Here is a 25,820-nt window from a genome sequence, read left to right as displayed (position 1 = left end):
TGGGCATGCAGGCGAGGTCGCGCGCTACATGTCGCGCCATGGCGGCAAGGGCGTGGTCTCGGCTGCGCTGATCGGCTCGGTGGTGCCCTATATGCTTCGTACCGACGACAATCCCGACGGCGTACCGCAAGCACAGCTCGCGCAGATCGCGGAGCAAATCGAGCAGGACCGCCCGAAATTCTTCCGGAGCTTCTTCCGACAGTTCTTCGGCGTCGGGATCATCTCCCATCCGGTGAGCGACGATGTGATCGACTGGGCCTGGACGATCGCGATGCAGGCGAGCCAGCGTTCGACTCTCGAATGCGCCAAGGCGTTCGGCTTCACCGATTTCCGCGGCGATCTCGCGTCGTTCAACGTGCCGACTCTCGTCCTCCACGGCACTGCGGACGCCACGGTGCCTATCGACGCCACCGGCCGCAGGGCCGCCGCCGGCATCGCCAACGCCCAGCTCGTCGAATATGACGGCGCGCCGCACGGCCTGTTCGCGACCGAGAGCGACCGGCTGACCAGGGATCTGCTGACCTTCCTCGAAAGCCCGGCACGCGGCACGCGCGACGAATCCTTCATTGCGCGACCCGGTACGGAGACCCTAGAGGCGCGGTGACGCCGCTCCCTTCCCGATGGGCGGCCTGACACCAGGATCGCATGGCCGCCCATCCCTTCACCATCCACAACTACCGCGCCTATTGGATCGCCCGGCTCGCCTCGACGCTTGCCGGGCTCTCGATGGTGGTGGTGATCGGGTGGCAAGTCTATGACATCGCCCGCGAGACCATGGGCATCAAGCAGGCGGCGCTTCAGCTCGGCCTGGTCGGGCTCGCGCAGTTCCTGCCGCTGCTTGCGCTGACCCTGGTCACCGGCTGGGTCGCCGACCGGCTCGACCGGCGCTGGATCATCCGCACCGCGATCGCGCTCGAGGTGTTCTGTGCGCTGAGCCTCGCCTGGCTCACCTGGCACGGTACGATCTCGCTGCCCGCGCTGTTCGGGGTCGCGGCGCTGCTCGGAGTTGCCCGGGCCTTTCTCGCCCCGGCACAACAGGCGCTGGCGCCGAACCTGGTGCCCGCCGCCTCGCTCCCCACCGCGATCGCGCTCAGCGCGCTCGCCTGGCAGGTCGGCTCGATCGCCGGGCCGGCGATGGGCGGCTATCTCTACGCGGCGTCGCCTGCCCTGCCCTATGCGGTGTCTGGCGGGCTGTTCCTCGTGTCGCTGCTGATGATGCTGCTGGTCGGGCCGGTGCCGCGCAGCCAGATCGCGCGCACGGGGAGCCCGTTCCGCCAGATGGTCGACGGTCTCCACTATGTCCGCCGGAACCGGCTCGTGCTCGGCGCGATCTCGCTCGACATGTTCGCGGTGCTGCTCGGCGGCGCCACCGCGATGCTGCCGATCTATGCGCGCGACATATTGATGATCGGCGCCGACGGCCTCGGTCACCTGCGCGCGGCGCCGGCCGTGGGTGCGGTGGCGGTCGCGCTGGTCCTGTCGTGGCGGCCGCTCAAGACCAATGTCGGGGTCAAGATGCTGTGGTCGGTGGTCGGCTTCGGCGTCGCCACCGTCATCTTCGGCTGGGCCGGCCCGCTGATGACGAGCTGGTGGGGGTCTTCGATGATCGGCCACGACTTCGCCCCTGCGGTGCTGGTCTCGCTCGCCGCGCTCGCCGCGCTCGGAGCGTTCGACATGATCTCGGTCTATGTCCGCTCCTCGCTGATCCAGCTCTACACGCCGGACGCGATGCGCGGCCGGGTCGGCTCGGTCTCGACGCTGTTCGTGTCCAGTTCCAACGAGCTCGGCGAGGCGCGCTCGGGCTTTCTCGCCGCCGCGATCGGACCGGTCGTCGCGACCGTGGGCGGCGGCGTGCTCGCGGTCTTGGTAACTGCGTACTGGGCGCGTATCTTCCCCGAATTGCGGCGGGCTCGCACGTTCGACCCGCCCGTGACGCTTGTGGAGCCTATTGCTGAGGAGACGAAGACGTGAAGGCCAACACCATCCTCGAGACGATCGGCAACACGCCGCACATCCGCGTCCAGCGCCTCTTCCCCGGCGCCGAGGTGTGGATCAAGTCGGAACGTTCGAATCCCGGCGGATCGATCAAGGACCGCATCGCGCTGTCGATGATCGAAGCGGCGGAAGCTGACGGCAGCCTCCAGCCCGGCGGCACGATCGTCGAGCCGACCAGCGGCAACACCGGCGTCGGCCTCGCCATGGTCGCCGCGGTCAAGGGCTACAAGCTGGTTCTGGTGATGCCCGAGAGCATGAGCCTTGAGCGCCGCCGCCTGATGCTCGCTTATGGCGCGACCTTCGACCTCACCCCGCGCGAGAAGGGGATGAAGGGCGCGATCGAGCGCGCGATCGAGATCGTCGAATCGACGCCGGGGGCGTGGATGCCGCAACAGTTCGAGAATCCGGCGAATATCGACGTCCATGTGAAGACCACCGCGCAGGAGATCCTCAAGGACTTCGCCGAAGCGCCGCTCGATGCGGTCATCACCGGCGTCGGCACCGGCGGCCATATCACCGGCGTCGCCGAGACGCTCAAGAAGAGCTGGCCGAACCTCAAGGTCTATGCGGTCGAGCCTGAGCTGTCGCCGGTCATCTCGGGCGGCCAGCCCGGGCCGCACCCGATCCAGGGTATCGGCGCGGGCTTCGTGCCGCGCAACCTCCACACCGACTCGATCGACGGCGCGATCCAGGTCGATGCCGGCGACGCCAAGGAATATGCCCGCCGCGCCGCCCGCGAGGAAGGCATGCTGATCGGCATCAGCTCGGGCGCGACGCTGGCGGCGATCGCCAAGAAGCTGCCCGACCTGCCCGCGGGTTCGCGCGTGCTCGGTTTCAACTACGACACCGGCGAGCGCTATCTCAGCGTGCCCGATTTCCTGCCGGAAAGCTGATCGCAGCGCCGGAGCGGGGGCACGCGCCACCGCTCCGGTTCGTCCGCGACGGTTCCAACTTCGTCACGCGTGCGTTATGGGCGTCGGCCTTTTGCTCGACAGGACCATCGCACGCCCGTGACCAGCCTCGTCCCCTCTGCCGACCCGGCGCCGCGGATCGCGCCCGGCCTGTGGGTCGCGCTCGCACTCACGGCGCTGGTCGCTGTGCTCGCGCCGTTGCTCGTCGTGCTGAATGCGCCGCGCGTGGCGAACGACAGCCCGACCTTGGCCGAGATCGCTCGCCCCAAGCCCGTGGTACCCAAGGCCGAACTGCCGCAGGTCGAGCCCGTTCGCCTCGCCGCGCTGCCCCGGGACGAGGCGCGGCTCTACAACGCCTCGATCCCTTTCTCCACGGCGCCCAACCCGGCCGCGCGGCCTTTCTTCCTCACCGGCAGCACTGAGGACCGCGCGCGCGCCGTAGACTGCCTTGCCGCGGCCGCCTACTACGAAGCCGGCGACGATGCCGTAGGCCAGCGCGCGGTGGCGCAGATCGTGCTCAACCGCATGCGCCACCCCGCCTTCCCCAAATCGGTGTGCGGCGTGGTGTTCCAGGGGCAGGAGCGGCGCACCGGCTGCCAGTTCACCTTCACCTGCGACGGCGCGATGGCGCGCACCCCCTCCCCCGCCGCCTGGGCGCGCGCGCAGGACGTCGCGCGGCAGGCGCTCGCCGGATATGTCTATACAAAAGTGGGTCACGCGACTCATTATCACACCGACTGGGTCGTGCCGTATTGGAGCGCGAGCCTGGACAAGGTGGCGGAGGTGCACACCCACCTCTTCTTCCGCTGGACCGGCTGGTGGGGCACGCCGCCCGCGTTCCGCCGCGCTTATGCCGGTGCCGAGCCGGTGATCGCCAAGATGGCGCGCCTTTCCCCCGCCCATCCTGCGGGTAGCGACCCGGCAGTCCTCGCGGCCCTGGCGGTCGAGGGGGTGGCGATCGACCCCGCGATTATCCCGGAAAGCGCGATCCCGCAGCCGGTGACGGGGGAGGCCCGCAACGTCTTCCATGCCGCGCTCGACCGCAGCATGGGCGCGGACGCCTTCGCCGCGCTCGCGATCCGCACCTGCGGCGAGCGGCCCTTCTGCAAGTTTCTCGGCTGGACCGATCACGGCAAGGTGCCCGCCGCCGGCGCCGCGCCCAACCCCGGGCAGATCGAGGCGATGTCGTTCAGCTATCTGCGCGACCAGACTCAGGGGTTCGGCAAGGCCTTGTGGAATTGCAACGAGTTCAAGCGGCCGAGCCCAGTGCAGTGCATGCGGCGCACCCCTGTCCTCGCCGCTCCGACGATCACGCCCGATCTCAATGCGATCCGCGCCGATCCGGCCGCCAAGTCAGCGCCCGACGGTCTTACCGGGGTGCGCCGCAAGGTCGAGGTCACGCCCCCGGCGGCGACCGCACCCGCCCCGCAGCCGAGCGCGACGCCCGCCGCCGGGCGCTAGCCGACCCGCTCGACCAGGCCGGTCGCCAGCGCGCGGGCCTCGGGCAGGTTGATGTCCACCACGTCCGGCGCGCCGCCGCCGCCCGCCCCCGCAGTGTCGACCAGCACGCTCGCGATCCCCAGCCGGCGCTGAAGCCAGCTCGCGCGCAGCGTGACCACCTGGACATTCTCGAACGGGACGATCCAGTCGCGCTGGGCGATCACGCCACGCATCACCTGCAAGCTGGTGTGGCGCAGCGCGTAGCGGTGGAAGCGGCGCTGGAGCAACGCGGCGATCGCCATCGGGATCAGCAGCAACAGGCCGAGCCAGGCCAGGGGCGTCACGAGCGCCAACGCTCCGATCGCCAACGCCGGCCAGGGCAGCGCGAGCAGCAGCGAACGGATCACATGCCCCGCCGCGACGCGCCGTAGCGGCAGGCGCTCGAACGGCGGCAGGCCGGCGGCGTCGACGATCCGTGCCACCTCGTGCTCGCGCGCCAGGGGCGCCATCGCCTGGCGTCCGCTCGGATCGTTGCTGCCGCCAAGTGTCTGGAAACTCAGCGCGTTCCAGCCGAACAAGCCGCGCAGCGGGCCGCGCTGGATCATCGCGAGCTGGATGCGGCGCATCGCGACGACCACCTCGGTGCGAGTGAGCAGGCCGCGGGTCCGGCGGAAGCGGCCGGTGCCGGCGCGCAGCGTGAAGCCATACTCGCGCAATAGTGCGCGGACCACCCCGCTGACCACGCCGAGCACCAGCGCGATCCCCGCGACGATCAACGCGGCGGCGAGGCTGAAGCGGGCGCGGACCTCGTCCTCCGCGACCTGCGCCCAGTCGCGCAGCTGGTCCCAGCCGAGGTCGAGGAACTGGTCGAAGAACTGCAGCAGGCCGAACAGCGCCGCGATCCACACCAGCGAGAAGCCGAACAGCCCGAGCAGCATCACGCGGCCGAGGGACATGTGGAATATGGTGGCGGCGACCGCGGACTCGGGAGAGTGTACATTCCCCTCGGCAACGGAGAACATGTCGACTTCCAAGTTGTGTCCGCGCAACGCGGCGCGTAATCGCTCCGCCTCTGAAACGGAGACACTGTCCAGCACCGCCTCGTCGGATTCTCCGCCCCCCGTTTCCACGCGCACCTCGGCAAGCCCGAACAAACGGGCGAGCGGCTTGCGCTCGATCGACACGTCCTGGATGCGCTCGAGCGGAATCGAGCGGCGGCTGCGGCTCAGCACGCCGCGCTCGATCACCAGCTCGTTCGGCGCGACGGTGTAGGTGAAGCGGCGCCAGCCGAGCCAGGTGAAGAACAGGGTCATCGCGCCCACCACCGCGGCGGCGAGCAGGATCCAGCCGAGGCCGCGCCCCGAGCTCCAGCCGGCGATCGCCGGAAGGCCGATCACCGTCTGCGGCGCGCGGCGCAGGAAATCGATCGCGATCGTGCCGGGATGGACGCGCCTCGCGCCGATCTCCGCGTTCGCGCCGTCGCTCACCAGGGATCGCTCGACAGATGCTCGCGGATCGCGTCGCGGATTTCCTCGGCGGTCTCACGCGAGATACCCGGCAGGTCGACCTCGCTGCTCGCGGTGCCGGCGGTGTGCAGCACGAGCGTCGAAACGCCAAACATCCGCTCGAGCGGCCCCTGCGTCACGTCGATATGCTGGACGCGCGAGGCGGGGACGATGGTGTGGCTGCGCGTCAGCCAGCCCGAGGCGACGTGAAGTTCCTTCCCCGTCCACGCCCAGCCCCAGCGCGCCCAGCGCCGGGGCGCCCAGGCGATCGACCACAGGCCGAGCAGCGCGACGACGAGCGGCGCGGCCCAGATCGGCAGCCAGGGAACGGCGTGACCGATTCCCCAGCTCGTCACCCCGGCTCCGATCGTGACGAGCGCGGTGGTGATCGTGGTGCCGACGCGCATCACATTGAGCTGGCCGCGCTCGAGCGGCTGAAGTGGAATGTCGGGGAGGAGCATGCGCCTGTTATGGCGGGATGCGGAGGAGGCTCAAGGGGGATTAGCGGACGGGCGATACGAGTCCAACCTAGATCTTCCCCGGATTCTTCCGGACCAGGAACCGGTTCACGGATGCCGGCGCATGCCGGAGCCGCGCGGAGAAGGTGGCATTGCGGAACCTCCCCCGGCCGGCCGGCATGGTCCGCCCCCGCCCGAAGCCGGCCTGTCGTGGCGGATCGAACAGCAGAGTCAGCAACGTGAAGAACGACCCGAGCCCAGGCCAGCGCAACTGGAGGATGCGGCGGCGAAGCTGAAGTGAGGTCCATCGCGGGCGATGCGGCACGGGCGCAGGCACGCCGAACAGCAATTCGAGGGTGGCCAGCTGCACATCAAGCGCATTTCGCGGATGTCCCCGGGGAAAGTGCGCCGCGAGCCGTTCCCAGTCGATACCGGGTGTCCGCGCGAGTTCGGCAAGGTCGAGCAGATGCCTGAGGTCGATGAGGCCGCGCCAATAGTCGCGTTCCTGCAGCTGGTCGTGCAGGATCAGGATCAGCGCCTGCGAGGTTGGCGACGGAAGCCACGCACTTGCTCGGCCGCAGCGCACCGCGGCGCAATCGCCGACCAGGTCCTCGAAGTCGAAACCGGGGTACCGGACCTTGGTCCGGCAATGCAGATCGACCATTCCCACGTCCTGCTCGCGACAGAGGTTCATCGCGGCGAAGGGATTGTCTTCGTGCACGCACAATCGATAGCCGGCCGCCTCGAGGCAATGCCGGGCGGTCGCCATCGCGCGGGCCGGAACCATGATGTCGAGGTCGGACAGGATGCGCGCGCCATAGTCGAGTCCGGCCGTATCGAGCATGGCCGTTCCCTTGAGCAGGATCGGCTGAATGCCGGCCGCGTTCAGCGACGACGCCGCTTCCTCGAGTTGCCGTTTCAGGCGCGAATTGCGTTCCAGCGCTCGCCGGTGGATCGTTCCGAGAAACGCCCGGACCGCTTCGGGGACGTGGCCGTCGATCCGTGCGGCGAGGATACCGGTCACCAGCGCTTGGTTCGCCGCCGCGAGCAGGTTCGGCCAGTCGGCATCCTCCGGCGCCTCGCCCGCGAGACAGGCGAGCAATGTTCGGAGCGGCTCGACGTCAATCTTCGGCACAGCGCACCGACAAGGCTGCGATCGCGGCATCCAGATCCGAATAGATCAGGTCGAAGCAACGCGCCCGCTCGACCAGCGCAATCAGGGCGCGCATGTCCGCGATGGTCGCCGCGCCCGCAGCGGAGTGTGCCTCATCCATGAGCCGCACGAGCGCCTCGACCGGATCGAGCGGGCGAAGTTCGGGCGTCGCGCCGGCCAGTCTGCGCAGGTGCACGATCCACCCGGCATCCATCCAGGCGATGCGCGGAGCCTGGACCAGGCCAGGATAGCGCACCGGAATATCGTCGAGCCGCATGTGGGCCGGCAAGGCCGCCAGTTCCGGGCAATAGCGGCGCAGAAGCGGCCACGCGCCTTCCTTGACCGCGGGCGCGAAGGGCACCCCTCGCACGCGGCCATCACGGCCCAACAGGCTCATGTCGTCGGAGACATATTCGAAACCCGACCGCGCGAGAGCGACGCCGAGCGTCGTCTTGCCAGCCCCCGGCGGCCCGCCCAGCAGCAGGGCGCGGCCGCGATGCCGAAGGCAAGCGGTGTGCAGCGCGATATCGGGCGGCGCCGCCGCCAGGACCTCCTCGACCAGAAGGCCCTTGATGAAGGGGGCCGCTTGGGCGGGGCCGATCACTGAAGCCGGGCCGCCGTTGCGGGACACGAAGGTCAACCCGTCCGCGTCGACGACCGCTATGCTTGTCGCGGAACCGCCGATCGGACGCGCCAGGTGCGAGAATATCGGTGACGTCCGCGCATGTTGCCCGACGTCGGCATAATGGATCGCAGCGTCGACACCGGCGATGTGAATGCACTGTTTCCAGGATCGGGGCGAGCCACGCGGAGAAATGGTGGCGTGCACGATATTCCGTGCCGACCATCGGCAAAGCAGCTCCAGCACGGTGCCCTTCGCCGCGTCGCGATCAAATCCATCGCGCTCCAGCGCGGCCGCCAATGCGGCGACCGGGCTCCCTTCTCGCAACATCGACGCGAGCAACGCAGCCGGGGCGTTGAGCTCGTAGAGCGTTTCGGCCGCTGCGGAGAAGAGCATCCGGCGCTTGCCGATCGAAAGCGGATGGACGCCTTTCGCAAGCCCGCAAAGGATCGGTTCGGAAACATCCGCCGCGAATTGGAATGAACCAGCTTCCATGTGGTGTTTGACCCGCCCCAATGTCCGCGAGGCCCGGCCGGCCGAGTTGCCCCTTCGACCGCGGCCCTATCCTCGACGTAGCGGCGTAAATCCGCGCGGGTAGTGGCGCATTATGATTGCCCGCTTCCGAACGCGCTCCGATGTCTCGCTGTGGAGCGGCCCAGGCGCATATCGCGGACATCGGGGGTAGCTCCTTTGTCCAGCGAGCCGGTGAGGACGAACTGGAATATGCTCCGGCTGGCGCAGAGAAGGATTCCAGAATGGAAAATTTGGACCAAAAGCCCGCAGAAGGCGATGACGATCGTCGGGACTTTCTGAAATCATGCGGCCGCTTCGCCTTGACGGTCCCGCCGGTAATGACGGTGCTCTTGTCGACTTCGCTCAGCTCGCCCGCGATAGCCAAATCGACCGGCGGCGGTGGCGGCGGAGGCGGTGGCGGCGGAGGCAGAGGCCGCGGCAATAACGGCGTGGGAAACGGTCCCGATCCGCAGCCTCCCGGCAATCCGCCGATCAACGACGGGCCTGGCACCAAACCCGGCAGTCCCGGCAATCGCGGCGGGCCCAAGCGGATATGACGACATGACCGTTTGAGCCGGAGCGCGACGCCGCGCCAGCAAACTCCCTCTCGCGACACGATATCCGTGGCGCCAGTTGCATCGCCTTCCCGACCCTGTAAGACAGGTTCCGAAGCCGATCCGGTTCGGCATGCGGGAGGGAAGCGCGAAATGGATCGCATCGATCGCCGGAACTTCTTCGCCTATGCCGGCGCCGCCGGCGCGCTGCCGTTCGTCGCGGCCCCCGGCCATGCCCAGGAGGCGGACGGCAACAGCGCCGCCTCTGCTCCGGCGAAGCTCCCCTATCAGGAGGAGACGCGGGCGCGCCGCATGCAGTGGTGGCACGACGCCAAGTTCGGGATGTTCATCCATTACGGCCTCTACAGCATCATCGGCCACCAGGAGTGGGCGATGGAGAATGAGGGAATCCCGATCCCGCAGTACGAGCGGCTGGCGCGGCATTTCCGGCCCAAGCCCGGCGCGGCGCGCGAATGGGCGAGGCTCGCCAGGCGCGCGGGGCAGAAATACATGGTGCTCACCACCAAGCACCATGAGGGCTTCTGCCTGTGGGACACCAGGCAGACCGACTATAATTCGGCGCGGCAGGGCGCCAGGCGCGACATCGTGCGCGAGTTCGTCGAGGCGGCACGCGCCGAAGGGCTTCGCGTCGGGCTCTATTATTCGCTGATGGACTGGCACCACCCGGACGGCGCGCGGTGCAAGGACGATCCCGCGGCGCGCGAGCGCTTCGTCGCCTTCGCCCATGCGCAGGTCCGCGAATTGCTGACCAATTACGGCAAGATCGACATCCTGTGGTACGATGTCGACTGGCCGCTGACCCCGGCGCAATGGCGTGCGGCGGACATGAACAAGATGGTGTTCGAGCTTCAGCCCGACATCGTCGTCAACAACCGCAACGGCCTCGCCGGGGATTTCTCGACGCCCGAGCACAAGGTGGCGGCCGACAGCCGCGCCTGGGAAACGTGCGAGACGATGAACCTCGGCTGGGGCTATCAGCGCACGGACGACGAGTGGAAATCGCCCAGGCGGATCGTCAACGACCTGACCTTGTGCGTGCAGCAGGGCGGCAATTTCCTGCTCAACATCGGGCCCGAGGCGGACGGATCGGTGCCGCAGCCGTCGGTGGACATCCTCGAGCGCGTCGGCGCCTGGCTCGAGACCAACGGCGCGTCGATCTACGACGCGGACGGGCGTGCGGCAGGGGCGTTCGGCAACTACACCAACTTCACCAAGGCGAAGGACAAGCTCTACGTCCATGTCTATTGCTGGCCGTCGAAGAGCCCGGCGGCGGCGATGCTCGACTTCCTTCGCCCGGAGACGGTGGTCGCCGTGGGCGGGGTGCGAAGCAAGGTGCTGTCGGCGCGGCTGCTCAAGACCGGTGAGCCGGTCAAGTTCGAGCAGGACGCCTATTCGCTGCGGCTGACCGGCCTGCCCGAGGCGGCGCCGGACGATCCCACCACGGTGTTCGAGCTGACCTGCGAGGGCACGCCCTATGTGCGGCACCATCTGATCAGGCCGGAATGGCCGCGATACGGGGTGAACATGCTGCCGGGGACCGGGGGCTGAGGCGCCGCCGTCGCGCAGCGCCTCCACACCTCATGCCGCGCGGAACATCTCCGGCGGGAGCGCCATGATGGTCTCCGCCCCGCCCTCGATCTTGCGCCGCAGCGCGCCCGCGTCGGGCATGATGCGCTCGGCGTAGAAGCGGGCGGTGACGAGCTTGGCTTCGAGGAACGCCTTGTCCTCCGCATCGCCCGAGGCGAGCGCTTCGACCGCGGCCTCGGCCATGCGCAGCCACATCAGGCCGATCGCGACGATGCCGGTGAGCTGCATGTAGCTGTAGGCGCCGGCGCCGACCTGGTTGGGGTTCTGCATGCCGTTCTGCATGAACCACATCGTCGCGGCCTGGAGCTGGCCATTGGCCTTTTCCAGCGCCTCGGCGAAGCTCGCCAGCTCGGGCTTGCCCTTGGCGGCGGCGACTTCCTCGCCGACCACCTTGAAGAAGGCCTGGATCGCGCGGCCGCCATTCTGGGCGAGCTTGCGGCCGACCAGGTCCATCGCCTGGACGCCGTTGGTGCCCTCATAGATCATCGAGATGCGGGCATCGCGGACATATTGCTCCATGCCCCATTCGGCGATGTAGCCGTGGCCGCCATAGACCTGCTGCGCGTCGGTCGCGATCTTGTAGCCGGCATCGGTGCCGACGCCCTTGATCACGGGCGTGAGCAGCCCGACGAGGTCGTCGGCGAGCTGGCGCTCCTCCTCGGTCGCGGCCTGGTGCGCGAGGTCGACCTGGAGGCCGCCCCACAGGCACAGCGCGCGCAGGCCCTCGGTCATCGCCTTGGCCTCCATCAGCATGCGGCGGACATCGGGGTGGACGAAGAGGGTGTCGGCCTTCTCATTGGGCTCGGCCGGGCCGGTGAGCGCGCGGCCCTGGCGGCGGTCGCCGGCGTACTGGACGGCGTTCTGATAGGCGACCTCGCCGATGCCGAGGCCCTGGAGCCCGACGCCGAGGCGTGCGGCGTTCATCATGATGAACATGGCGGCGAGGCCCTTCATCTCCTCGCCGACCAGCCAGCCGGTGGCGCCGTCATAATTCATGACGCAGGTCGAGTTGCCGTGGATGCCCATCTTGTGCTCGATCGAGCCGCACGAGACCGCGTTGCGCTCGCCGAGCGAGCCGTCGTCATTGACCAGGAACTTGGGCACGACGAACAGGCTGATGCCCTTGCTGCTCTCGGGCGCGCCGGGGGTCTTGGCGAGGACGAGGTGGATGATGTTGCTGGTGAGGTCGTGCTCGCCGGCCGAGATGAAGATCTTGGTGCCGGTGATCGCATAGCTGCCGTCGGCATTGGGCTCGGCGCGGGTCTTGATCAGGCCGAGATCGGTGCCGCATTGCGGCTCCGTCAGGTTCATGGTGCCGCCCCACTCGCCCGAGATCATCTTCGGCACGTATCTGGCCTGCTGCTCGGGGCTGCCCTTGGCGAGCAGCGCCGCGATCGCGCCGTGCGTCAGGCCGGGATACATGGCGAAGGCCATGTTGGAGCTGATCATGAACTCCTGGAAGGCGGTCGAGACGACGTGCGGCATGCCCTGGCCGCCGAACTGCTCGGGCGCGGAGAGCGTGCCCCAGCCGCTCTCGACGAACTGGTTGTAGGCTTCCTTGAAGCCGTCGGGGGTGGTCACGCTGCCGTCGGGGTTGCGCTTGCAGCCCTGCTGGTCGCCCGGAAGGTTGAGCGGGAACAGCACCTCGGCGACGAAGCGGCCGCCTTCCTCGAGCACCGCGCTGACCACGTCGGGGGTCGCGGCGGCGAAACCCGGGAGATTGGCGTAGCGGTCGATCTTGAGGACGCGATCGAGCACGAAGCGCGTGTCGCGCACGGGGGGCGTATATTGCGGCATCTCTCTTGGTCCTTTGTTTTCTAGATCCTCCCCCGCCAGGGGGAGGTGTCAGCCGCAGGCTGACGGAGGGGGCGGATGCGACCACTTGCGTCGGGGCTGCCTCCCCCTCCGCCACGCTTCGCGTGCCACCTCCCCCGGGCGGGGGAGGATTTCAGTGGCGCGATCACTTCGCAGGCTGGGCGCGGCCTTCGAGGACCGCGACGAAATCTTCGAGCTCGGCGATGTGGGCGTCGATGTCGACCTTCTGGCGCTCGAGCAGCTCGATGCGCGCGCGGCACTTGTCGAGCGTGACCTGGTGCTGAGTCTTGCGGCCGTCGCCAAGGTCGTAGAGATCGATCATCTCGCGGATCTCGGCGAGGCTGAAGCCCACTCGCTTGCCGCGCAGGATCCAGGCGAGCCGCGCGCGGTCGCGATGCGAATAGATGCGCGCGAGACCGCGGCGCTCGGGCGCGATCAGCCCCTCGTCCTCGTAGAAGCGCAGCGCGCGCGCGGTCACCTCGAACTCGGCGCACAGGTCCGAGATCGAGAAGCTCTCCTTGTCCGGCCGTGCCTCGATCGGTGCGAAGCTGGCCACATGCTTCACGGTCGTTGCCATGGCGCAGATTTACGCCCAGCTTACGTTAACGTCAATCGCCGCAAAGACGTACCCCTTCGGCGCTGCGCAGGGCGCGGGCCTCGGCGGCGGATTCGCTCAGGCGATCGACGTCGAGCGCGACGAAGGAGGCGCGCGGACCGCAGAATCGCGCGCATTCGGGCGGGACGTTGGCGGGGAAGGTGATGCGGTCGCCGTCGAAGCGCGCGTCGAAGGCGCAGGTGATGCCGCTCCTGCCCTTGAGCTGGACCGACAGCGTCTCGCCGGCGCGCGTCGCGGTGCCCGCGCCGGTGCAGGACAGGCCGTCGCCATAGTCGACGAACGCGCCGATCCGGTATGCGTCGCCCTTGCGGATCACGCACACCCGGTCGGTGTCGCGGGCATAGAGGCCGGTGATGTCGGTGTCGGTTGGATCGCGAACGAGACCGCGCTCGATCGCGGCGGATTCGAGGTCCTGGGGGGTGGCGGAGTTGCCGCTGGTGCCGGCGCCGGAGCAGGCGGCGAGGAGGAGCGGCAGAATGACAATCCTCACCCGCCAGGGGGAGGTGTCAGCCGCAGGCTGACGGAGGGGGAGGATGCGACCACTTGCGTTGGGGCTACCTCCCCCTCCGTCGCGCTGCGCGCGCCACCTCCCCCTGGCGGGGGAGGATTGAAAAAGGCCCAGCCTCATGCGTCGCGGACCAGCGCGCCGCTCTCGATGCGGCGGAAGAAGCAGCTGCGCTGGCCGGTGTGACAGGCCGGGCCGGCGGCCTCGACCTTGAGCCACAGTGCGTCCTGGTCGCAGTCGATGCGCGCCTCGACCACGCGCAGGACGTTGCCCGAGCTCTCGCCCTTCTTCCAGAGACGGCCCTTGCTGCGCGACCAGAACCAGGCCTCGCCTGTATCGAGCGTCTTGGCCAGCGCGTCGGCGTTCATGTGGGCGAGCATCAGCAGCTCGCCGGTCGCGGCGTCGGTGGCGACGGCGGTGATCAGGCCGGCGGCGTCGTATTTGGGATCGAGGGTCAGGGTAGAGTCGCGGGGGTCGGTCATGGGGGCGGTGTTAGCTTGGACGCCCTTCCCCGTCACCCCGGCCTTGAGCCGGGGCCGGGCTTTTCAAGCGGCGTAGAAGAGGAAGAAGAAGCCCGGTCCCGGCTCGAGGCCGGGATGACGGATAGGCGGCAACGCTCGCGAATGCGAGAACGGCCGCGACGGGTCTCCCCGCCGCGGCCGCTCGCTTGGGACTCTTGCCGTCAGGCCGCCAGGTCGAAGCGGTCGGCGTTCATCACCTTGGTCCAGGCCGCGACGAAGTCCTTGACGAACTTCTCCTCATGGCCCTTCTCGGCATAGACTTCGGCGACCGCGCGCAGCTCGGCGTTGGAGCCGAAGATCAGGTCGGCGCGGGTCGCGCGCCAGGTCTCGTGTCCACCGGCGCGATCGGTGGCGATATACTCCTGATCGTCCGAGCCATCGACCGCCTTCCAGACATTGGTCATGTCGAGCAGGTTGACGAAGAAGTCGTTGGTGAGCTGGCCCGCACGCTTGGTGAAGTGGCCGTGGCCACGCTCGCCGTGATTGGCGCCGAGCACGCGCAGGCCGCCGATCAGCACCGTCATCTCTGGCACCGACAGCCCGAGCAGAGACGCACGGTCGAGCATCATCTCCTCGGTCTTCACCGCGAGCTTCTTCTTGCCGAGATAGTTGCGGAACGCATCGGCATCCGGCTCCATCACCGCGAAGCTCTCGGCGTCGGTCTGCTCCTCGGTCGCGTCGCCGCGGCCGCCGGTGAAGGGCACCGCGACGCTGAAGCCGGCATCCCTGATCGCCTTTTCGAGGCCGACCACGCCGCCGAGCACGATCGCGTCGGCCATCGACAGGTTGCCGCGCAGGCCGTCGAGCGTCGACAGGACCTTGGCTAGCATGTCGGGCTCGTTGACCTCCCAGTCCTTCTGCGGCGCGAGACGGACGCGCGCGCCGTTGGCGCCGCCGCGATAGTCGGACTTGCGATAGGTCGAGGCCGAGGCCCAGGCGGTCTTGATCAGCTGGCTGACGGTGAGGCCGCTCGACGCGATCGCGCGCTTCACCGACTGGACGTCGGCATCCGACGGCATGGTGCCGGCGGGGATCGGATCCTGCCAGATCAAGTCCTCCTCGGGCACTTCGGGACCGAGGTAGCGGACCTTGGGCCCCATATCGCGATGCGTGAGCTTGAACCAGGCGCGGGCGAAGGCGTCCTTGAACGCCTCATGGTCGTTGCGGAACTTCTCCGAGATGACGCGGAACTCGGGATCCACCTTGAGCGCCATGTCGGCGGTGGTCATCATCGTCGGGACCTTGATGTTCGAATCCCAGGCGGCGGGGGCCATGTCCTCGGGTTTCTGGTCGATCGGCTGCCATTGCTGCGCACCGGCGGGCGAGCGCACCAGTTCATATTCATAGTCGAGCAGCAGGCGGAAATAATTCTCGCTCCACTGCGTCGGCGTGTTCACCCACGAACCCTCGATCCCGCTGGTGACGGTGTGCTCGCCGATGCCGCCGCTCTCATGGCCGCTGACCCAGCCGAAGCCTTGCGCGACGAGATCGCCCCCGGCGGGCGCCTTGCCGAGCAATGACGCGTCGCCATTGCCGTGCGCCTTGCCGAAGGTATGGCCGCCGGCGGTGAGCGCCACGGTTTCCTCGTGGTTCATCGCCATGCGCTCAAACGTCGCCTTGATGTCGCGCGCCGACTGGAGCGGGTCGGGGTTGCCGCCCGGCCCTTCCGGATTGACGTAGATCAGGCCCATCTGGATCGCGGCGAGCGGGCCTTCGAGCTCGTGCATGCCGTGCTCGGGGGCGATGCGGGTCTGCACGCCTTCGTTCACCCACTTGTCCTCCGAGCCCCAGTAGATGTCGCGCTCGGGCTCGAACACGTCGGCACGGCCGCCGCCGAAGCCGAACACCGGGCCGCCCATCGATTCGATCGCGACGTTGCCGGTGAGGATGAACAGGTCGGCCCAGCTGATGTGCTTGCCGTATTTCTGCTTGATCGGCCACAGCAGGCGGCGCGCCTTGTCGAGGTTGCCGTTGTCGGGCCAGCTGTCGAGCGGAGCGAAGCGCTGCTGCCCGCTGTTTGCGCCGCCGCGGCCGTCAGCGGTGCGATAGGTGCCCGCGGCGTGCCACGCCATGCGGATGAAGAACGGGCCGTAATGGCCATAGTCGGCCGGCCACCAGGGCTGGCTGTCGGTCATCAGCGCGACGAGATCGGCCTTGAGCGCCTGGTAATCGAGCTGCTTGAACGCCGCGGCATAGTCGAAGTCGGCGCCCATCGGGTTGGACGGGCCGTTGGGGTTGAGGATCTCGGTCGCCAGCATCTCCGGCCACCAGTCCTTGTTGGTGCGGCCGAGCAAGGCGCGGATGCCGCCCGGTTCGTGCATCGGGCAGCCGCCACCGTCGATCGATCCGGTCTTCGCGTCCATGTGCTGATCCCTCCTTATGGTGTGGTTCTGGAGGGAGGCTAACGGAAGGCGCCGCCCGCCTAAAACGAGATAAACAGGTCAGTGCGAACGAGAGAATCGATCAGGTAATGGATGTGTCATCGAATGGGGCGAACAGGGTTTGCTCGTCATCGTCACCCCGGCCTTGAGCCGGGGCGGGGCTTTTCGGGCGGTATGGAAGAAGAAGAAGAAGAAGCCCGGCCCCGGCTCAAGGCCGGGGTGACGACGGGGTTTCCGGCCTCGCTTCGGGCGAGGAAAGAAGAAGAAGAAGAAGAAGAAGAGACCCTCCCCAACCCCTCCCGCAAGCGGGAGGGGCTTGAAAAGGAAGGTCAGTCCTTCCGGATCGCCTTGATCAGCTGGTCCTTGTCCATGTCGGAGCGGCCCTCGATGCCGATTTCCTTCGCCTCGTCGTAGAGCTCATCCTTGCTGCGGTTCTCGAGGTGCGTGCCGTCATGGTCGATCGTGCCGCCGGCATAGGCGTTGGCGATGCGCGCGGCCTTTTCCTTGCTCGCGCCGGCCTCGCGCAGGTCCTCATAGACCTTGTCGCTCTTGATCGTCGGGCCGTGGTCCTTCGTCACGAGTCATTCTCCTTGCCGTTCGGGCAAGCAACGCATCCGGAAACGGTGAGGTCCCAAGGTTTATGTGACAAAAGGGCGACAAGAGCCGATCGAGCGCCTATATGCGCGCCCATCGACCACGAATCCCCCGCGAAGGGCCGATGCTGACCACAAATCCGTTCGATGACGACAAGCTGCGCGAAGAGTGCGGCATCTTCGGCGTTTCAGGTGCCGACGGCGCGGCTGCGCTCGTCGCGCTTGGCCTCCACGCGCTCCAGCACCGCGGCCAGGAGGCCGCCGGGATCACCAGCTGGGACGGCGCGCATTTCCACACCCATCGCGCGATGGGCCATGTCGCGGGCAATTTCGACCGCGACGAGGTGATCCGCGCGCTGCCGGGCGGCGTCGCGTGCGGCCATGTCCGCTACTCGACCACCGGCGAGACCGCGCTGCGCAACGTCCAGCCGCTCTATGCCGAGCTCGCGAACGGCGGCTTCGCGGTGGCGCACAACGGCAACATCTCCAACGCGATCCATCTGCGCCGCGAGCTGATCCAGCGCGGTTCGATCTTCCAGTCGACGTCGGACACCGAGACGATCATCCACCTGGTCGCGACCAGCGGCTACAAGGACCTGCTCGACCGCTTCATCGACGCGCTGAAGCAGGTCGAGGGCGCCTATTCGCTGATCTGCATGACGCCCGAGGGGATGATCGCGTGCCGCGACCCGCTGGGCATCCGGCCGCTGGTGATGGGCAAGCTCGGCGACAGCTTCATCTTCGCGTCGGAGACGGTCGCGCTCGACGTGGTCGGCGCCGACTATGTCCGCGACGTCGAGCCCGGCGAGCTGGTGATCGTGCAGGACGGCGAGCTGCGCTCGATCCGCCCCTTCACCGCGATCGCGCCGCGGCCGTGCATCTTCGAATGGGTCTATTTCTCGCGCCCCGATTCGATCGCGCAGGACCGTTCGGTCTATGGCGTGCGCAAGGCGATCGGCGCGCAGCTGGCGATCGAATCCGGGATCGAGGCCGACCTGGTGGTGCCGGTGCCCGATTCGGGCGTGCCCGCCGCGATCGGCTATGCCCAGGAATCGGGGATCCCGTTCGAACTCGGCATCATCCGCTCGCACTATGTCGGCCGCACCTTCATCCAGCCGAGCGCCGAAGTCCGTCGCCTGGGCGTGAAGCTCAAGCACAACGCCAATCGCGACCTGATCCAGGGCAAGCGCATCGTGCTGATCGACGATTCGATCGTGCGCGGCACCACCAGCCTCAAGATCGTCGAGATGATGCGCGAGGCCGGCGCCGCCGAGGTGCATATGCGCATCGCCAGCCCGCCGACGACGCACAGCTGCTTCTACGGCGTCGACACGCCCGAGCGATCGAAGCTGCTCGCCGCCCGGATGGACGTCGCCGCCATGGCGGAGTTCATCAAGGCCGACAGCCTGGCGTTCGTGTCGATCGACGGTCTCTACCGCGCGCTGGGCGAGGCCGAGCGCGGCGACGTGCTGCCGCGCTATTGCGACGCGTGCTTCACCGGCGACTATCCGACCTCCCTCACCGACCATAACGAGCAGGGCGCAGACCAGCTCGCCTTGCTCGACGAACCGGCCTGAGACCCATGACCAGCAATTTCACCGGGCGCGTCGCGCTCGTCACCGGCGCGAGCCGCGGCATCGGCGCCGCCACCGCGCAGGCGCTCGCGGCGCAGGGCGCGCACGTCATCCTCACCGCACGCACGGCGGGCGGGCTCGAGGAAGTCGAGGAGGCGATTCACGCCGCCGGCGGCACCGCGACGATCGCGCCGATGGACCTGCTCGAGAGCGATTCGATCCCGCGCCTCGCCGCCGCGGTGGCCGAGCGCTGGGGACAGCTCGATGTCCTCCTGCTCAACGCCGCGGCGCTGGGCTCGCTGTCTGCGATCGCGGCGTTCGACCCCAAGGAAGTGGCCAAGGTGCTGGCGCTCAACGTCAGCGCGCAGGCGGCGCTGCTCGGCGCGTTCGATCCGCTGCTGCGCAAGGCCGAGGCGGGGCGCGTGATCGGGCTCACCTCGACGGTGGCGCGCAAGCCGCGCGCCTTCTGGGGCCTCTATGGCGCGACCAAGGCGGCGTTCGAGAACCTCGTGCTGAGCTATGGCGAGGAGGTGCGCAATCTGACGAAGGTGCGCGTCGCGCTGCTCAACCCGGGTGCCACGCGCACCAAGATGCGCGCCCGCGCCTATCCCGGCGAGGCGCCCGAGAGCGTCAAGCCGCCCGAGGTGGTGGCCGAGCGGATCGTCGCGCTGCTCGGCGAGGATTTCGAGACGGGGGCGTTCGAAGCGCTGGAGTAGGCGACGGCGCGACTGGCGCGCTCGCCGCTTCCTATTTTTCGTCACCCCGGCCCTGAGCCGGGACCAGGCTATTTCGTTTCTAGCGGGCCAGAAGCTCGGCCCGGCTCAAGGCCGGGGTGACGATTGGAGGCATCTCAATCCGTTAGGAACGCCTTCACCTCGCTCTGGAAGAAGGGCGCATTGTCCCACATGATGAAGTGCGCGGAATTGGGCACGCGCTTGAGCACCGCGCCCTTCAGGCCGGCAAACGCCGATTGGTAGAGCGCGTCGACCTGGGCGTCGTTCACCGTAACGCCTTTCGGCGTGATGTAGAGAATCGTGGTCCTGGCCGTGATCCGGGGCAGCTCGGGGCGAAGATCGGTGAGGATGAGGTCGCGATAGGCGCGCGCGGTCACCTCGGGGTCCGACTTGCGCGCGTCCTCGAGCGCGCCGGCACGCATCGTCTCACTGTTCACCATGGCGGTGATGATCCCTGTGAGCTGCTTGTCGCGCGCCTCAGGCGTGGCGGCGCGGGACTGGTTGTAGAGATAGTCGGCAATCGGTTTCAGGGTCGTGGGCGTGGCATCGGCGTTGCCGAACAGCGCCCCCATGAAGGGCAGCATGTCCACGACCAACAGGCGCGAGACGCTCGCCGGATGGCGCGCGGCGAGCATCATGCCCATCGTCCCGCCCATCGAATGGCCGATCACGGCGACGCTGCCCAGCTTCTGCTCGGCGATGTAGCGGGCGACGTCCTCGGCTACCGAAGCGGCGACATCGCCTTCGGCATTGCCGCCGGCTGGCGTTCCCGCGAAACCGTGCACTTGCACGAGATGATAGCGATAGCCGGGCACCGCCGCGATCATCTCCTTCCACACCCGCGGCGAGGACGAGAGGCCGGGGATCAGGATCACGTCCTTGCCCTGCCCTTCCACCGCCACGGTGATGCGGGTCGAGGCGAAGTCCTTCGCCGCGGCGGGCGCTGGCAGCAGCGCCGCGGTCAGCAGCATGGCGAAGAGCGCGAACAGGCCGCGGCGGTGAATCATGGCAGTCCTCCCGGTTTCGAGCGAAACTATCGGCGCACGATCGGCGCGTCCATCTCGATCACGATGTCCTCGTCGACCGCGGCCTGCTCATCGAGCTCCTCGATCGCGAACGCTTCGCGGTGCATGACGAAGCTGCCGTGATAGCCCGAGAAGCGCCATTCGCCGGATACCTCGGTCCCGTCTTCGTTGATCGTACCCGCATAGGCCACCGAGTGCGCGAGCGCGCCAGCCGGGTCGTACTGCTTGGTGAAGCGCAGTTGGTCGCCGGTACGGCTGCCGTCGACGAAGGCGCGGCGGATGTCCGCCGCGCCGGTCGTGTCCGGCTCGGTGATCGTGCCGGTGACCGCCCCGCCGGTCTCGTCCAGATGCGCGATGAAGCTGTTCTCCTCGACTTCCCAGGACGAAGAGAAATAGCGGCCGTACCAGACGCCCCCGACGTCGCGCGGATCGTTCACGCGCCATCCACCAGCGCGGCCAGCGCGTCGACGGTGAGCGGCTCGGCACAGAGGAAGCCCTGGTAGAACTGGCATCCCTCCTTGGCGAGCAATTCGAGCTGCTCCTGCGTCTCCACCCCCTCCGCCACCACGGCGAGGCCAAGCGAGCGCGCCATGTCGATCACGCCGCGCACCACCACGCGATCGCGCGCCGAGCCGGCGATATCCTGGGTGAGCTTGCGGTCGATCTTGAGATAGTCGAGCGGGAGCGCCTTCAGATAGGCGAGGCTCGAATAGCCGGTACCGAAATCGTCGATCGCGACGCGGCAGCCGGCGGTGCGCAGCTCGGCGAGCAGGCGCGCCGCCTCGCTCAAGTCGCCGATCAGCCCGCCCTCGGTGATCTCGACCGTCAGGCGGCCGCGCGGGAAGCCGCTTGCGTCCACCCAGTCGAGGAACAGATCGGCGAAGTTGCTGCGTGCGACATCGGCGGCGGTGACGTTGACCGACAGGCGCAGGCCATGGAGCGACGCCGGCCAGCGCGCCGCCTCGGCCAGCGCGAGCCGCTGGACGTGCTCGGAGAGGGCAAGCTCGAGCCCGGCGCGCTCGGCCGCGGCGAACAGCATCTCAGCGCCGATCTCGCCGCTCGCATGGCGCCAGCGCGCCAGCGCCTCGGCACCGGCGACGACCCCGGCGGCGACCGCGACCTGGGGCTGGAAGCGCAGCTCGATCTCGCCCGCGTCGAGCGCGCGGCGCAAGTCCACCGCCAGCACATCGACCGGCACCGCCCCGGCGGGCGCATCGTTCCCGGCGAGCGTGTCGCTGGCGCGGCGAAGCAGGTCGGCGGCGCTGTCGTCCGTTGCGGCGAGCGCCACCGCGGTGCGCGCGCCGAGCGGCATGATCTCGTCGCCGATCACGAACGGGCGCGCCAGCGCCTCCTCGATCCGCGCGGCGGCGGCGTCGAGCAGCTCGGGCGCGGCCGCTTCGGTCGCCGCGACGAACTCAGCGCCGGCGATGCGCGCGGCGACGAAGCGTCGGCCGAGCACTTCGCGCGCCGCCTCGGTCAGCCGCGCCAGCGCGGCGCGGAGCAGCGCATCGCCCGCGACGCGGCCATAGGCGGTGTTGACGACCTCGAACCGGTTGAGCGCGGCGAGCACGACGCCGACCGGATGTCCCTCGCCCAGCCGCCGTTCGATCCAGCGCCGCACCCCGGCGCCGTCATTGATCCCGGTTAGCGCGTCGCGCACCGCCGCACCGGCATCGACCTCGCCCAACCGCTCGATCAGCGCATGGACGCGGCCCGTGCGTGGATCGAGCTGGAGATGCTCGACCACGCGCCCGGCGCCGCGGAGATCATGCGCGAACGCCGTCGCCGCGAGCCCGTCGCGCAGCCGCGCGAAGGCCGATCGCAGCGCGGCGCGGTCGGCCGTCTCCACCCGCCGCAGCATCGCGCGCGGCGAAGGCTGCTCGCCGAGCCCCAGCAGCGCGGCGAGCGCGGGCGTCACCTGGATCGAGCCGAGCGCCGGATCGTAGCGCCAGCCGAGCGTCTCGCCCGTGCCGGGCAATGCGATCGCCTCGCCGTTCACGCGTTCGGCATGGCGCGCGGCGAAACGCAGCGCCTGGACGAACTCGGCCTCGCGCATCGGGCTGGCGAGGAAATGCGTGGCGCCGGCGTCGTAGAAGGCGTCCAGCCGCGCCGCATCGCCGCGCGACACCAGGGCAAGCAGCGCGCTGCCGGTCGCCGCCGCGGCGCCGGCGAGCGCCCGGACCGCCGCCAGCCCCTCCTCGGCCGCGCCGCGCGCATCGACCACCGCCACCGCCGCGCCGCTCGCCAGCAGCCGCCGCTCGGCGCCGTCGGCGCGGCGCGCGGCGACGACGCGCCAGCCGGCGCCGGCGGCGAGCCCGGCCAGCTCGTCGCGCTGGCGGAAGGAAAGCAGGAACAACGGCCGCTCGCGCCCGGTCATGGGAGTGGCTGACAGGAGCGCGGGATCGTTCATCGGGCCCATCCCTAACCCAAGGCTTGCTGCGACGCCATCAACGGCTTAGCTGCTTGTGCATGGCGACCGCGCCCGCCCTGATCGACCGCCACGGCCGCACGATCCGCTACCTCAGGGTATCGGTGACGGACCGCTGCGATCTGCGCTGTCGCTATTGCATGGCGGAGAAGATGACCTTCCTGCCCCGCAGCGAACTGCTCGCGCTCGAGGAGATCGCGCTGATCGCCGAGCGCTTCATCGCGCGCGGGGTGACCAAGATCCGGCTGACCGGGGGCGAGCCGCTGGTGCGCAGCGACGCGATCGACCTGGTGCGCCGGCTCGGGCGGCAGGTCGGAAACGGGCTCGACGAGCTGACGATGACCACCAACGCCACGCGGCTGGCCGGGCACGCCGGGACGCTGGCGGACGCGGGCGTGCGGCGGATCAACGTCAGCCTCGACAGCCGCGATCCGGAGACCTTCCGCTACATCACGCGCCATGGCGACGTCGCGCGGGCGCTCGAAGGGATCGCGGCCGCACGCGCCGCGGGGATCGCGGTCAAGATCAACATGGTCGCGCTCAAGGGGCTCAATGACCATGAGATCGCCCCGATGCTCGAATGGGCCGGCGCGAGCGGCATGGACCTGACGCTGATCGAGACGATGCCGCTGGGCGCGATCGACGAGGACCGCGCCGACCGCTTCGTGCCGCTGACGCAGGTGTTCGAGGATCTGTCGCGGCGCTTCACGCTGACCCGCGACGGCCATTCGAGCGGCGGCCCGGCGCGCTACTGGCGCGTCGCGGAGACCGGTGCGCGGCTCGGTCTGATCTCCCCGCTCACCGGCAATTTCTGCGAGAGCTGCAACCGCGTGCGCCTGACCACCGAGGGCAGGTTGTTCACTTGCCTCGGCCATGAGGACCAGGTCGATCTCAAGGCCGCGATCCGCGGCGGCGGGCTCGCCGCGGTCGATGCCGCGATCGACGACGCGCTCGCCGCCAAGCCGGCGCGGCACGATTTCAGCGTCGAACGCGGCGCCACCCCCGCGGTGCGCCGCCACATGAGCGTGACCGGCGGATGACCATGATCCGCCGGGCGCTCCTCGCCTCGCCCACCAACCCGGCCGAAACCGCGGCGCACGAGCTGATCGCCGCGCATGACTGGGTCGATCTGGACGAGGCCGAGATGCTCGTCGCGCTGGGCGGCGACGGCTTCATGCTCCAGACGCTGCACATGCTGCTCGAGAAGCATCGCAGCCTGCCGGTGTTCGGGATGAACCTCGGCACGATCGGTTTCCTGATGAACGAATGGGAGCCGCACGGGCTGGAAGAACGGCTGGCGCGCGCGCGCCCGTTCAAGGTGACGCCACTGGTGATGACCGCGACCACGGTGCATGGCGAGACGCATGTCCTGCCCGCGATCAACGAGGTGTCGCTGCTGCGCGAGACGCGGCAGACCGCGAAGCTCGAGGTGACGGTGAACGACCGCATCGTGCTGCCCGAGCTGGTGTGCGACGGCATTCTCGTCGCGACGCCGGCGGGCTCGACCGCCTACAACCTCTCGGCGCACGGGCCGATCCTGCCGCTGGGCTCACAGCTGCTCGCGCTCACCCCGATCAGCCCGTTCCGCCCGCGGCGCTGGCGCGGCGCGATCCTGCCCGAGAAGGCGCGGATTTCGCTGCGCGTGCTCGATCCGGGCAAGCGCCCGGTAAGCGCGGTGGCCGACCAGCGCGAGGTGCGCGAGGTGGCCCGCGTCGACATCGCGATCGACCACAAGCGCGACCTCACCTTGCTGTTCGACCCCGAGCACGCGCTCGACGATCGCATCACGATGGAGCAGTTCGTGGCCTGATTTGGGTGGCGGCACCAGCCCGCTCCCCACCCGGCCACCCAACGGCCGTATCATATGGATGGCCGAGTGGGGGAGCGGGCTGGTGCCGTATCGGCGAAGCCGACAAAAACCCGCCTTAACGCGCTTGCCAAGCGGGAAACCCCTTCGTATAGGCGCGCCCTCGCTGGTGTTCCCTGATAGCTCAGCGGTAGAGCATCCGACTGTTAATCGGACGGTCGTAGGTTCGAATCCTACTCAGGGAGCCAGCGAGTTTTCCTCCAGATCGGCAGTCGATGCGCGGCGCGGACACGTGCGCGCCCGCGGTTACGGGTCTGTGCGCGCCACTCCGTTCCTTGAATGATCGTTCAGCGAATGGACATTTGCGTTAGACTATTCGTTACAACCACATATCGGCACGAGTCGCCGCAGATGATTAGGAGGAATCCCATGCGCACCAGCCAGTCCCGCCGCTCGCGGGCCGCGGCGCTTGCCCTCGCCCTCGCGTCGGCATCCGTGCTCGCGTCCTGCGCCACGCCCACGCCCTATCAGCCCGCCACCGGCAGCGGTTCTTACCGCACCGGTTACTGGGACGAGCAGATCGAGAGCGACCGCTTCCGCGTCACCTTCGCCGGCAACAGTCTCACCTCGCGCGAGACGGTCGAGCGCTACCTGCTCTACCGCGCCGCGCAGCTCACCGCCGAGCGCGGCTACGACTATTTCACCCTCGCCGACCGCGACACCGAGAAGAAGACGCGGACCTATATCGACCGCCCGTTCAACTCGGGCCCGTGGGGCTATTGGGGCCCGTCGTGGCGCTATTACAGCCCGCGCTGGGGCTGGCGCGGCTGGAGCCCCTATTGGGGCGATCCCTTCTGGGACCGCGACATCGACGTGCGCACCGTCGACCGCTACGAGGCGAGCGCCGAGATCGTGGTCGGCCGCGGCCGCAAGCCCGACAATGTGCGCTCGTTCAACGCGCGCGAGGTGCTCGATAATCTCGGCCCCTCGATCGCCCAGCCGCCGCGTCCGCGCTGAGACGCGCCTGAGACAAGAAAAAAGGGCCGTCCGGGAGACCGGGCG

24 protein-coding genes and 1 tRNA gene are annotated in these 25,820 nt (G+C 68.7%); 12 read left to right on the top strand and 13 right to left on the bottom strand.

All coding sequences use genetic code 11. The annotated features are described in order from the left end of the window. The 4 genes from ABDV68_RS06900 to ABDV68_RS06885 form a co-directional block, all read left to right on the top strand. Nucleotides 1-604 (top strand): alpha/beta hydrolase (locus ABDV68_RS06900; protein ID WP_343519007.1); only part of this gene is annotated, 604 nt, incomplete at its 5' end. A gap of 41 nt (nt 605-645) precedes the next feature. Continuing rightward, nucleotides 646-1,971, top strand: coding sequence for an MFS transporter (locus ABDV68_RS06895; protein ID WP_343519006.1), 1,326 nt, complete (start codon nt 646-648; stop codon nt 1,969-1,971). Then, complete coding sequence (gene cysK, locus ABDV68_RS06890; RefSeq protein ID WP_343519004.1) at nt 1,968-2,888, top strand: cysteine synthase A; 921 nt, start codon at nt 1,968-1,970, stop codon at nt 2,886-2,888. Before ABDV68_RS06895 ends, cysK begins: the two co-directional genes overlap by 4 nt. 117 nt (nt 2,889-3,005) lie before the next feature. Further along, nucleotides 3,006-4,367 carry a cell wall hydrolase gene (locus tag ABDV68_RS06885; protein ID WP_343519002.1) on the top strand — a complete coding sequence of 454 codons (1,362 nt, stop codon included), beginning with the start codon at nt 3,006-3,008 and terminating at the stop codon, nt 4,365-4,367. On the opposite strand, the gene ABDV68_RS06880 is transcribed toward ABDV68_RS06885, so the two are convergent. The 4 genes from ABDV68_RS06880 to ABDV68_RS06865 form a co-directional block, all read right to left on the bottom strand. Next, the gene (locus tag ABDV68_RS06880) at nt 4,364-5,833 is read right to left on the bottom strand and encodes a PH domain-containing protein (protein ID WP_343519001.1); all 1,470 of its coding nucleotides are present in this window, start codon (nt 5,831-5,833) and stop codon (nt 4,364-4,366) included. The two genes, ABDV68_RS06885 and ABDV68_RS06880, sit on opposite strands and share 4 nt — an antisense overlap. Further along, the gene (locus ABDV68_RS06875) at nt 5,830-6,312 is read right to left on the bottom strand and encodes a PH domain-containing protein (RefSeq protein WP_343519000.1); all 483 of its coding nucleotides are present in this window, start codon (nt 6,310-6,312) and stop codon (nt 5,830-5,832) included. The genes ABDV68_RS06880 and ABDV68_RS06875 overlap by 4 nt, the downstream gene beginning before the upstream one ends. A 67-nt stretch (nt 6,313-6,379) precedes the next feature. Continuing rightward, nucleotides 6,380-7,444: a nucleotidyltransferase family protein gene (locus ABDV68_RS06870; RefSeq protein ID WP_343518999.1), complete on the bottom strand. Its 1,065-nt coding sequence runs from the start codon at nt 7,442-7,444 to the stop codon at nt 6,380-6,382. Continuing rightward, nucleotides 7,431-8,579 carry a hypothetical protein gene (locus ABDV68_RS06865; protein ID WP_343518998.1) on the bottom strand — a complete coding sequence of 383 codons (1,149 nt, stop codon included), beginning with the start codon at nt 8,577-8,579 and terminating at the stop codon, nt 7,431-7,433. Before ABDV68_RS06865 ends, ABDV68_RS06870 begins: the two co-directional genes overlap by 14 nt. Before the next feature lie 260 nt (nt 8,580-8,839). Between ABDV68_RS06865 and ABDV68_RS06860 the strand changes: the two genes are divergently transcribed. Together ABDV68_RS06860 and ABDV68_RS06855 are read left to right on the top strand one after the other, a co-directional pair. Continuing rightward, nucleotides 8,840-9,154, top strand: a complete 315-nt coding sequence (locus ABDV68_RS06860) for a hypothetical protein (RefSeq protein ID WP_343518997.1) — start codon at nt 8,840-8,842, stop codon at nt 9,152-9,154. A gap of 150 nt (nt 9,155-9,304) precedes the next feature. Beyond that, the gene (locus ABDV68_RS06855) at nt 9,305-10,720 is read left to right on the top strand and encodes an alpha-L-fucosidase (protein WP_343518995.1); all 1,416 of its coding nucleotides are present in this window, start codon (nt 9,305-9,307) and stop codon (nt 10,718-10,720) included. Between the two features lie 30 nt (nt 10,721-10,750). On the opposite strand, the gene ABDV68_RS06850 is transcribed toward ABDV68_RS06855, so the two are convergent. The 6 genes from ABDV68_RS06850 to ABDV68_RS06825 form a co-directional block, all read right to left on the bottom strand. Continuing rightward, a complete protein-coding gene (locus ABDV68_RS06850; protein WP_343518993.1) occupies nt 10,751-12,556 on the bottom strand; it encodes an acyl-CoA dehydrogenase C-terminal domain-containing protein in 1,806 nt (601 codons plus the stop codon). A 163-nt stretch (nt 12,557-12,719) separates the two neighbouring features. After that, entirely contained in the window at nt 12,720-13,151 is a 432-nt protein-coding gene (locus ABDV68_RS06845; protein WP_343518992.1) for a MerR family DNA-binding transcriptional regulator, read from the bottom strand. 31 nt (nt 13,152-13,182) lie between these two features. Beyond that, nucleotides 13,183-13,680, bottom strand: coding sequence for a hypothetical protein (locus tag ABDV68_RS06840; RefSeq protein WP_343518990.1), 498 nt, complete (start codon nt 13,678-13,680; stop codon nt 13,183-13,185). A 134-nt stretch (nt 13,681-13,814) separates the two neighbouring features. Next, complete coding sequence (hisI, locus tag ABDV68_RS06835; RefSeq protein WP_343518989.1) at nt 13,815-14,177, bottom strand: phosphoribosyl-AMP cyclohydrolase; 363 nt, start codon at nt 14,175-14,177, stop codon at nt 13,815-13,817. 200 nt (nt 14,178-14,377) lie between these two features. Continuing rightward, nucleotides 14,378-16,579 (bottom strand): catalase/peroxidase HPI, encoded by a 2,202-nt coding sequence (gene katG, locus ABDV68_RS06830; protein ID WP_343518987.1) that lies wholly within the window; start codon nt 16,577-16,579, stop codon nt 14,378-14,380. Between the two features lie 347 nt (nt 16,580-16,926). After that, nucleotides 16,927-17,175, bottom strand: a complete 249-nt coding sequence (locus tag ABDV68_RS06825; RefSeq protein ID WP_343518986.1) for a Rho termination factor N-terminal domain-containing protein — start codon at nt 17,173-17,175, stop codon at nt 16,927-16,929. 140 nt (nt 17,176-17,315) lie between these two features. Between ABDV68_RS06825 and purF the strand changes: the two genes are divergently transcribed. Together purF and ABDV68_RS06815 are read left to right on the top strand one after the other, a co-directional pair. After that, nucleotides 17,316-18,767, top strand: coding sequence for an amidophosphoribosyltransferase (purF, locus tag ABDV68_RS06820; protein ID WP_343518985.1), 1,452 nt, complete (start codon nt 17,316-17,318; stop codon nt 18,765-18,767). A gap of 5 nt (nt 18,768-18,772) precedes the next feature. After that, nucleotides 18,773-19,480, top strand: coding sequence for an SDR family NAD(P)-dependent oxidoreductase (locus ABDV68_RS06815; protein WP_343518984.1), 708 nt, complete (start codon nt 18,773-18,775; stop codon nt 19,478-19,480). A 134-nt stretch (nt 19,481-19,614) separates the two neighbouring features. Here ABDV68_RS06815 and ABDV68_RS06810 read toward each other — a convergent pair whose 3' ends face one another. From ABDV68_RS06810 to ABDV68_RS06800, 3 genes are read right to left on the bottom strand one after another with little or no spacing between them, the layout of a single operon-like run. Next, nucleotides 19,615-20,505, bottom strand: coding sequence for an alpha/beta hydrolase (locus ABDV68_RS06810; protein WP_343518983.1), 891 nt, complete (start codon nt 20,503-20,505; stop codon nt 19,615-19,617). Nucleotides 20,506-20,531: 26 nt separating this feature from the next. Next, a complete protein-coding gene (locus ABDV68_RS06805; RefSeq protein WP_343518982.1) occupies nt 20,532-20,960 on the bottom strand; it encodes a hypothetical protein in 429 nt (142 codons plus the stop codon). Continuing rightward, the gene (locus tag ABDV68_RS06800) at nt 20,957-22,900 is read right to left on the bottom strand and encodes a GGDEF domain-containing phosphodiesterase (RefSeq protein ID WP_343518981.1); all 1,944 of its coding nucleotides are present in this window, start codon (nt 22,898-22,900) and stop codon (nt 20,957-20,959) included. The genes ABDV68_RS06805 and ABDV68_RS06800 overlap by 4 nt, the downstream gene beginning before the upstream one ends. 92 nt (nt 22,901-22,992) lie before the next feature. On the opposite strand from ABDV68_RS06800, the gene moaA reads away from it, so the two are divergent. The 4 genes from moaA to ABDV68_RS06780 all read left to right on the top strand — a co-directional run bounded on the left by moaA (nt 22,993) and on the right by ABDV68_RS06780 (nt 25,775). Continuing rightward, nucleotides 22,993-23,991, top strand: coding sequence for a GTP 3',8-cyclase MoaA (moaA, locus tag ABDV68_RS06795; protein ID WP_343518980.1), 999 nt, complete (start codon nt 22,993-22,995; stop codon nt 23,989-23,991). Beyond that, nucleotides 23,988-24,761, top strand: coding sequence for an NAD kinase (locus ABDV68_RS06790; protein WP_343518979.1), 774 nt, complete (start codon nt 23,988-23,990; stop codon nt 24,759-24,761). The genes moaA and ABDV68_RS06790 overlap by 4 nt, the downstream gene beginning before the upstream one ends. Before the next feature lie 170 nt (nt 24,762-24,931). Continuing rightward, nucleotides 24,932-25,006 (top strand) — tRNA-Asn (locus tag ABDV68_RS06785). A gap of 181 nt (nt 25,007-25,187) precedes the next feature. After that, nucleotides 25,188-25,775, top strand: a complete 588-nt coding sequence (locus tag ABDV68_RS06780; RefSeq protein WP_343518978.1) for a hypothetical protein — start codon at nt 25,188-25,190, stop codon at nt 25,773-25,775. The last annotated feature ends 45 nt before the right edge of the window (nt 25,776-25,820 follow it).

The organism is Sphingomonas sp., from assembly GCF_039595165.1.
Lineage (GTDB): Bacteria > Pseudomonadota > Alphaproteobacteria > Sphingomonadales > Sphingomonadaceae > Sphingomonas.
This window is presented reverse-complemented; position numbering and strand designations above follow the sequence as displayed.

Excerpts from the sequence above, each read along its gene's own strand:
- hisI (WP_343518989.1), bottom strand. The coding sequence starts at position 14,177 with ATGACCGACCCCCGCGACTCTACCCTGACCCTCGATCCCAAATACGAC.
- ABDV68_RS06895 (WP_343519006.1), top strand. The coding sequence starts at position 646 with ATGGCCGCCCATCCCTTCACCATCCACAACTACCGCGCCTATTGGATC.
- ABDV68_RS06815 (WP_343518984.1), top strand. The coding sequence starts at position 18,773 with ATGACCAGCAATTTCACCGGGCGCGTCGCGCTCGTCACCGGCGCGAGC.
- ABDV68_RS06810 (WP_343518983.1), bottom strand. The coding sequence starts at position 20,505 with ATGATTCACCGCCGCGGCCTGTTCGCGCTCTTCGCCATGCTGCTGACC.
- ABDV68_RS06780 (WP_343518978.1), top strand. The coding sequence starts at position 25,188 with ATGCGCACCAGCCAGTCCCGCCGCTCGCGGGCCGCGGCGCTTGCCCTC.
- ABDV68_RS06875 (WP_343519000.1), bottom strand. The coding sequence starts at position 6,312 with ATGCTCCTCCCCGACATTCCACTTCAGCCGCTCGAGCGCGGCCAGCTC.
- moaA (WP_343518980.1), top strand. The coding sequence starts at position 22,993 with ATGGCGACCGCGCCCGCCCTGATCGACCGCCACGGCCGCACGATCCGC.
- ABDV68_RS06855 (WP_343518995.1), top strand. The coding sequence starts at position 9,305 with ATGGATCGCATCGATCGCCGGAACTTCTTCGCCTATGCCGGCGCCGCC.
- ABDV68_RS06850 (WP_343518993.1), bottom strand. The coding sequence starts at position 12,556 with ATGCCGCAATATACGCCCCCCGTGCGCGACACGCGCTTCGTGCTCGAT.
- ABDV68_RS06845 (WP_343518992.1), bottom strand. The coding sequence starts at position 13,151 with ATGGCAACGACCGTGAAGCATGTGGCCAGCTTCGCACCGATCGAGGCA.
- ABDV68_RS06790 (WP_343518979.1), top strand. The coding sequence starts at position 23,988 with ATGACCATGATCCGCCGGGCGCTCCTCGCCTCGCCCACCAACCCGGCC.
- ABDV68_RS06860 (WP_343518997.1), top strand. The coding sequence starts at position 8,840 with ATGGAAAATTTGGACCAAAAGCCCGCAGAAGGCGATGACGATCGTCGG.
- ABDV68_RS06800 (WP_343518981.1), bottom strand. The coding sequence starts at position 22,900 with ATGACCGGGCGCGAGCGGCCGTTGTTCCTGCTTTCCTTCCGCCAGCGC.
- katG (WP_343518987.1), bottom strand. The coding sequence starts at position 16,579 with ATGGACGCGAAGACCGGATCGATCGACGGTGGCGGCTGCCCGATGCAC.
- ABDV68_RS06865 (WP_343518998.1), bottom strand. The coding sequence starts at position 8,579 with ATGGAAGCTGGTTCATTCCAATTCGCGGCGGATGTTTCCGAACCGATC.
- purF (WP_343518985.1), top strand. The coding sequence starts at position 17,316 with ATGCTGACCACAAATCCGTTCGATGACGACAAGCTGCGCGAAGAGTGC.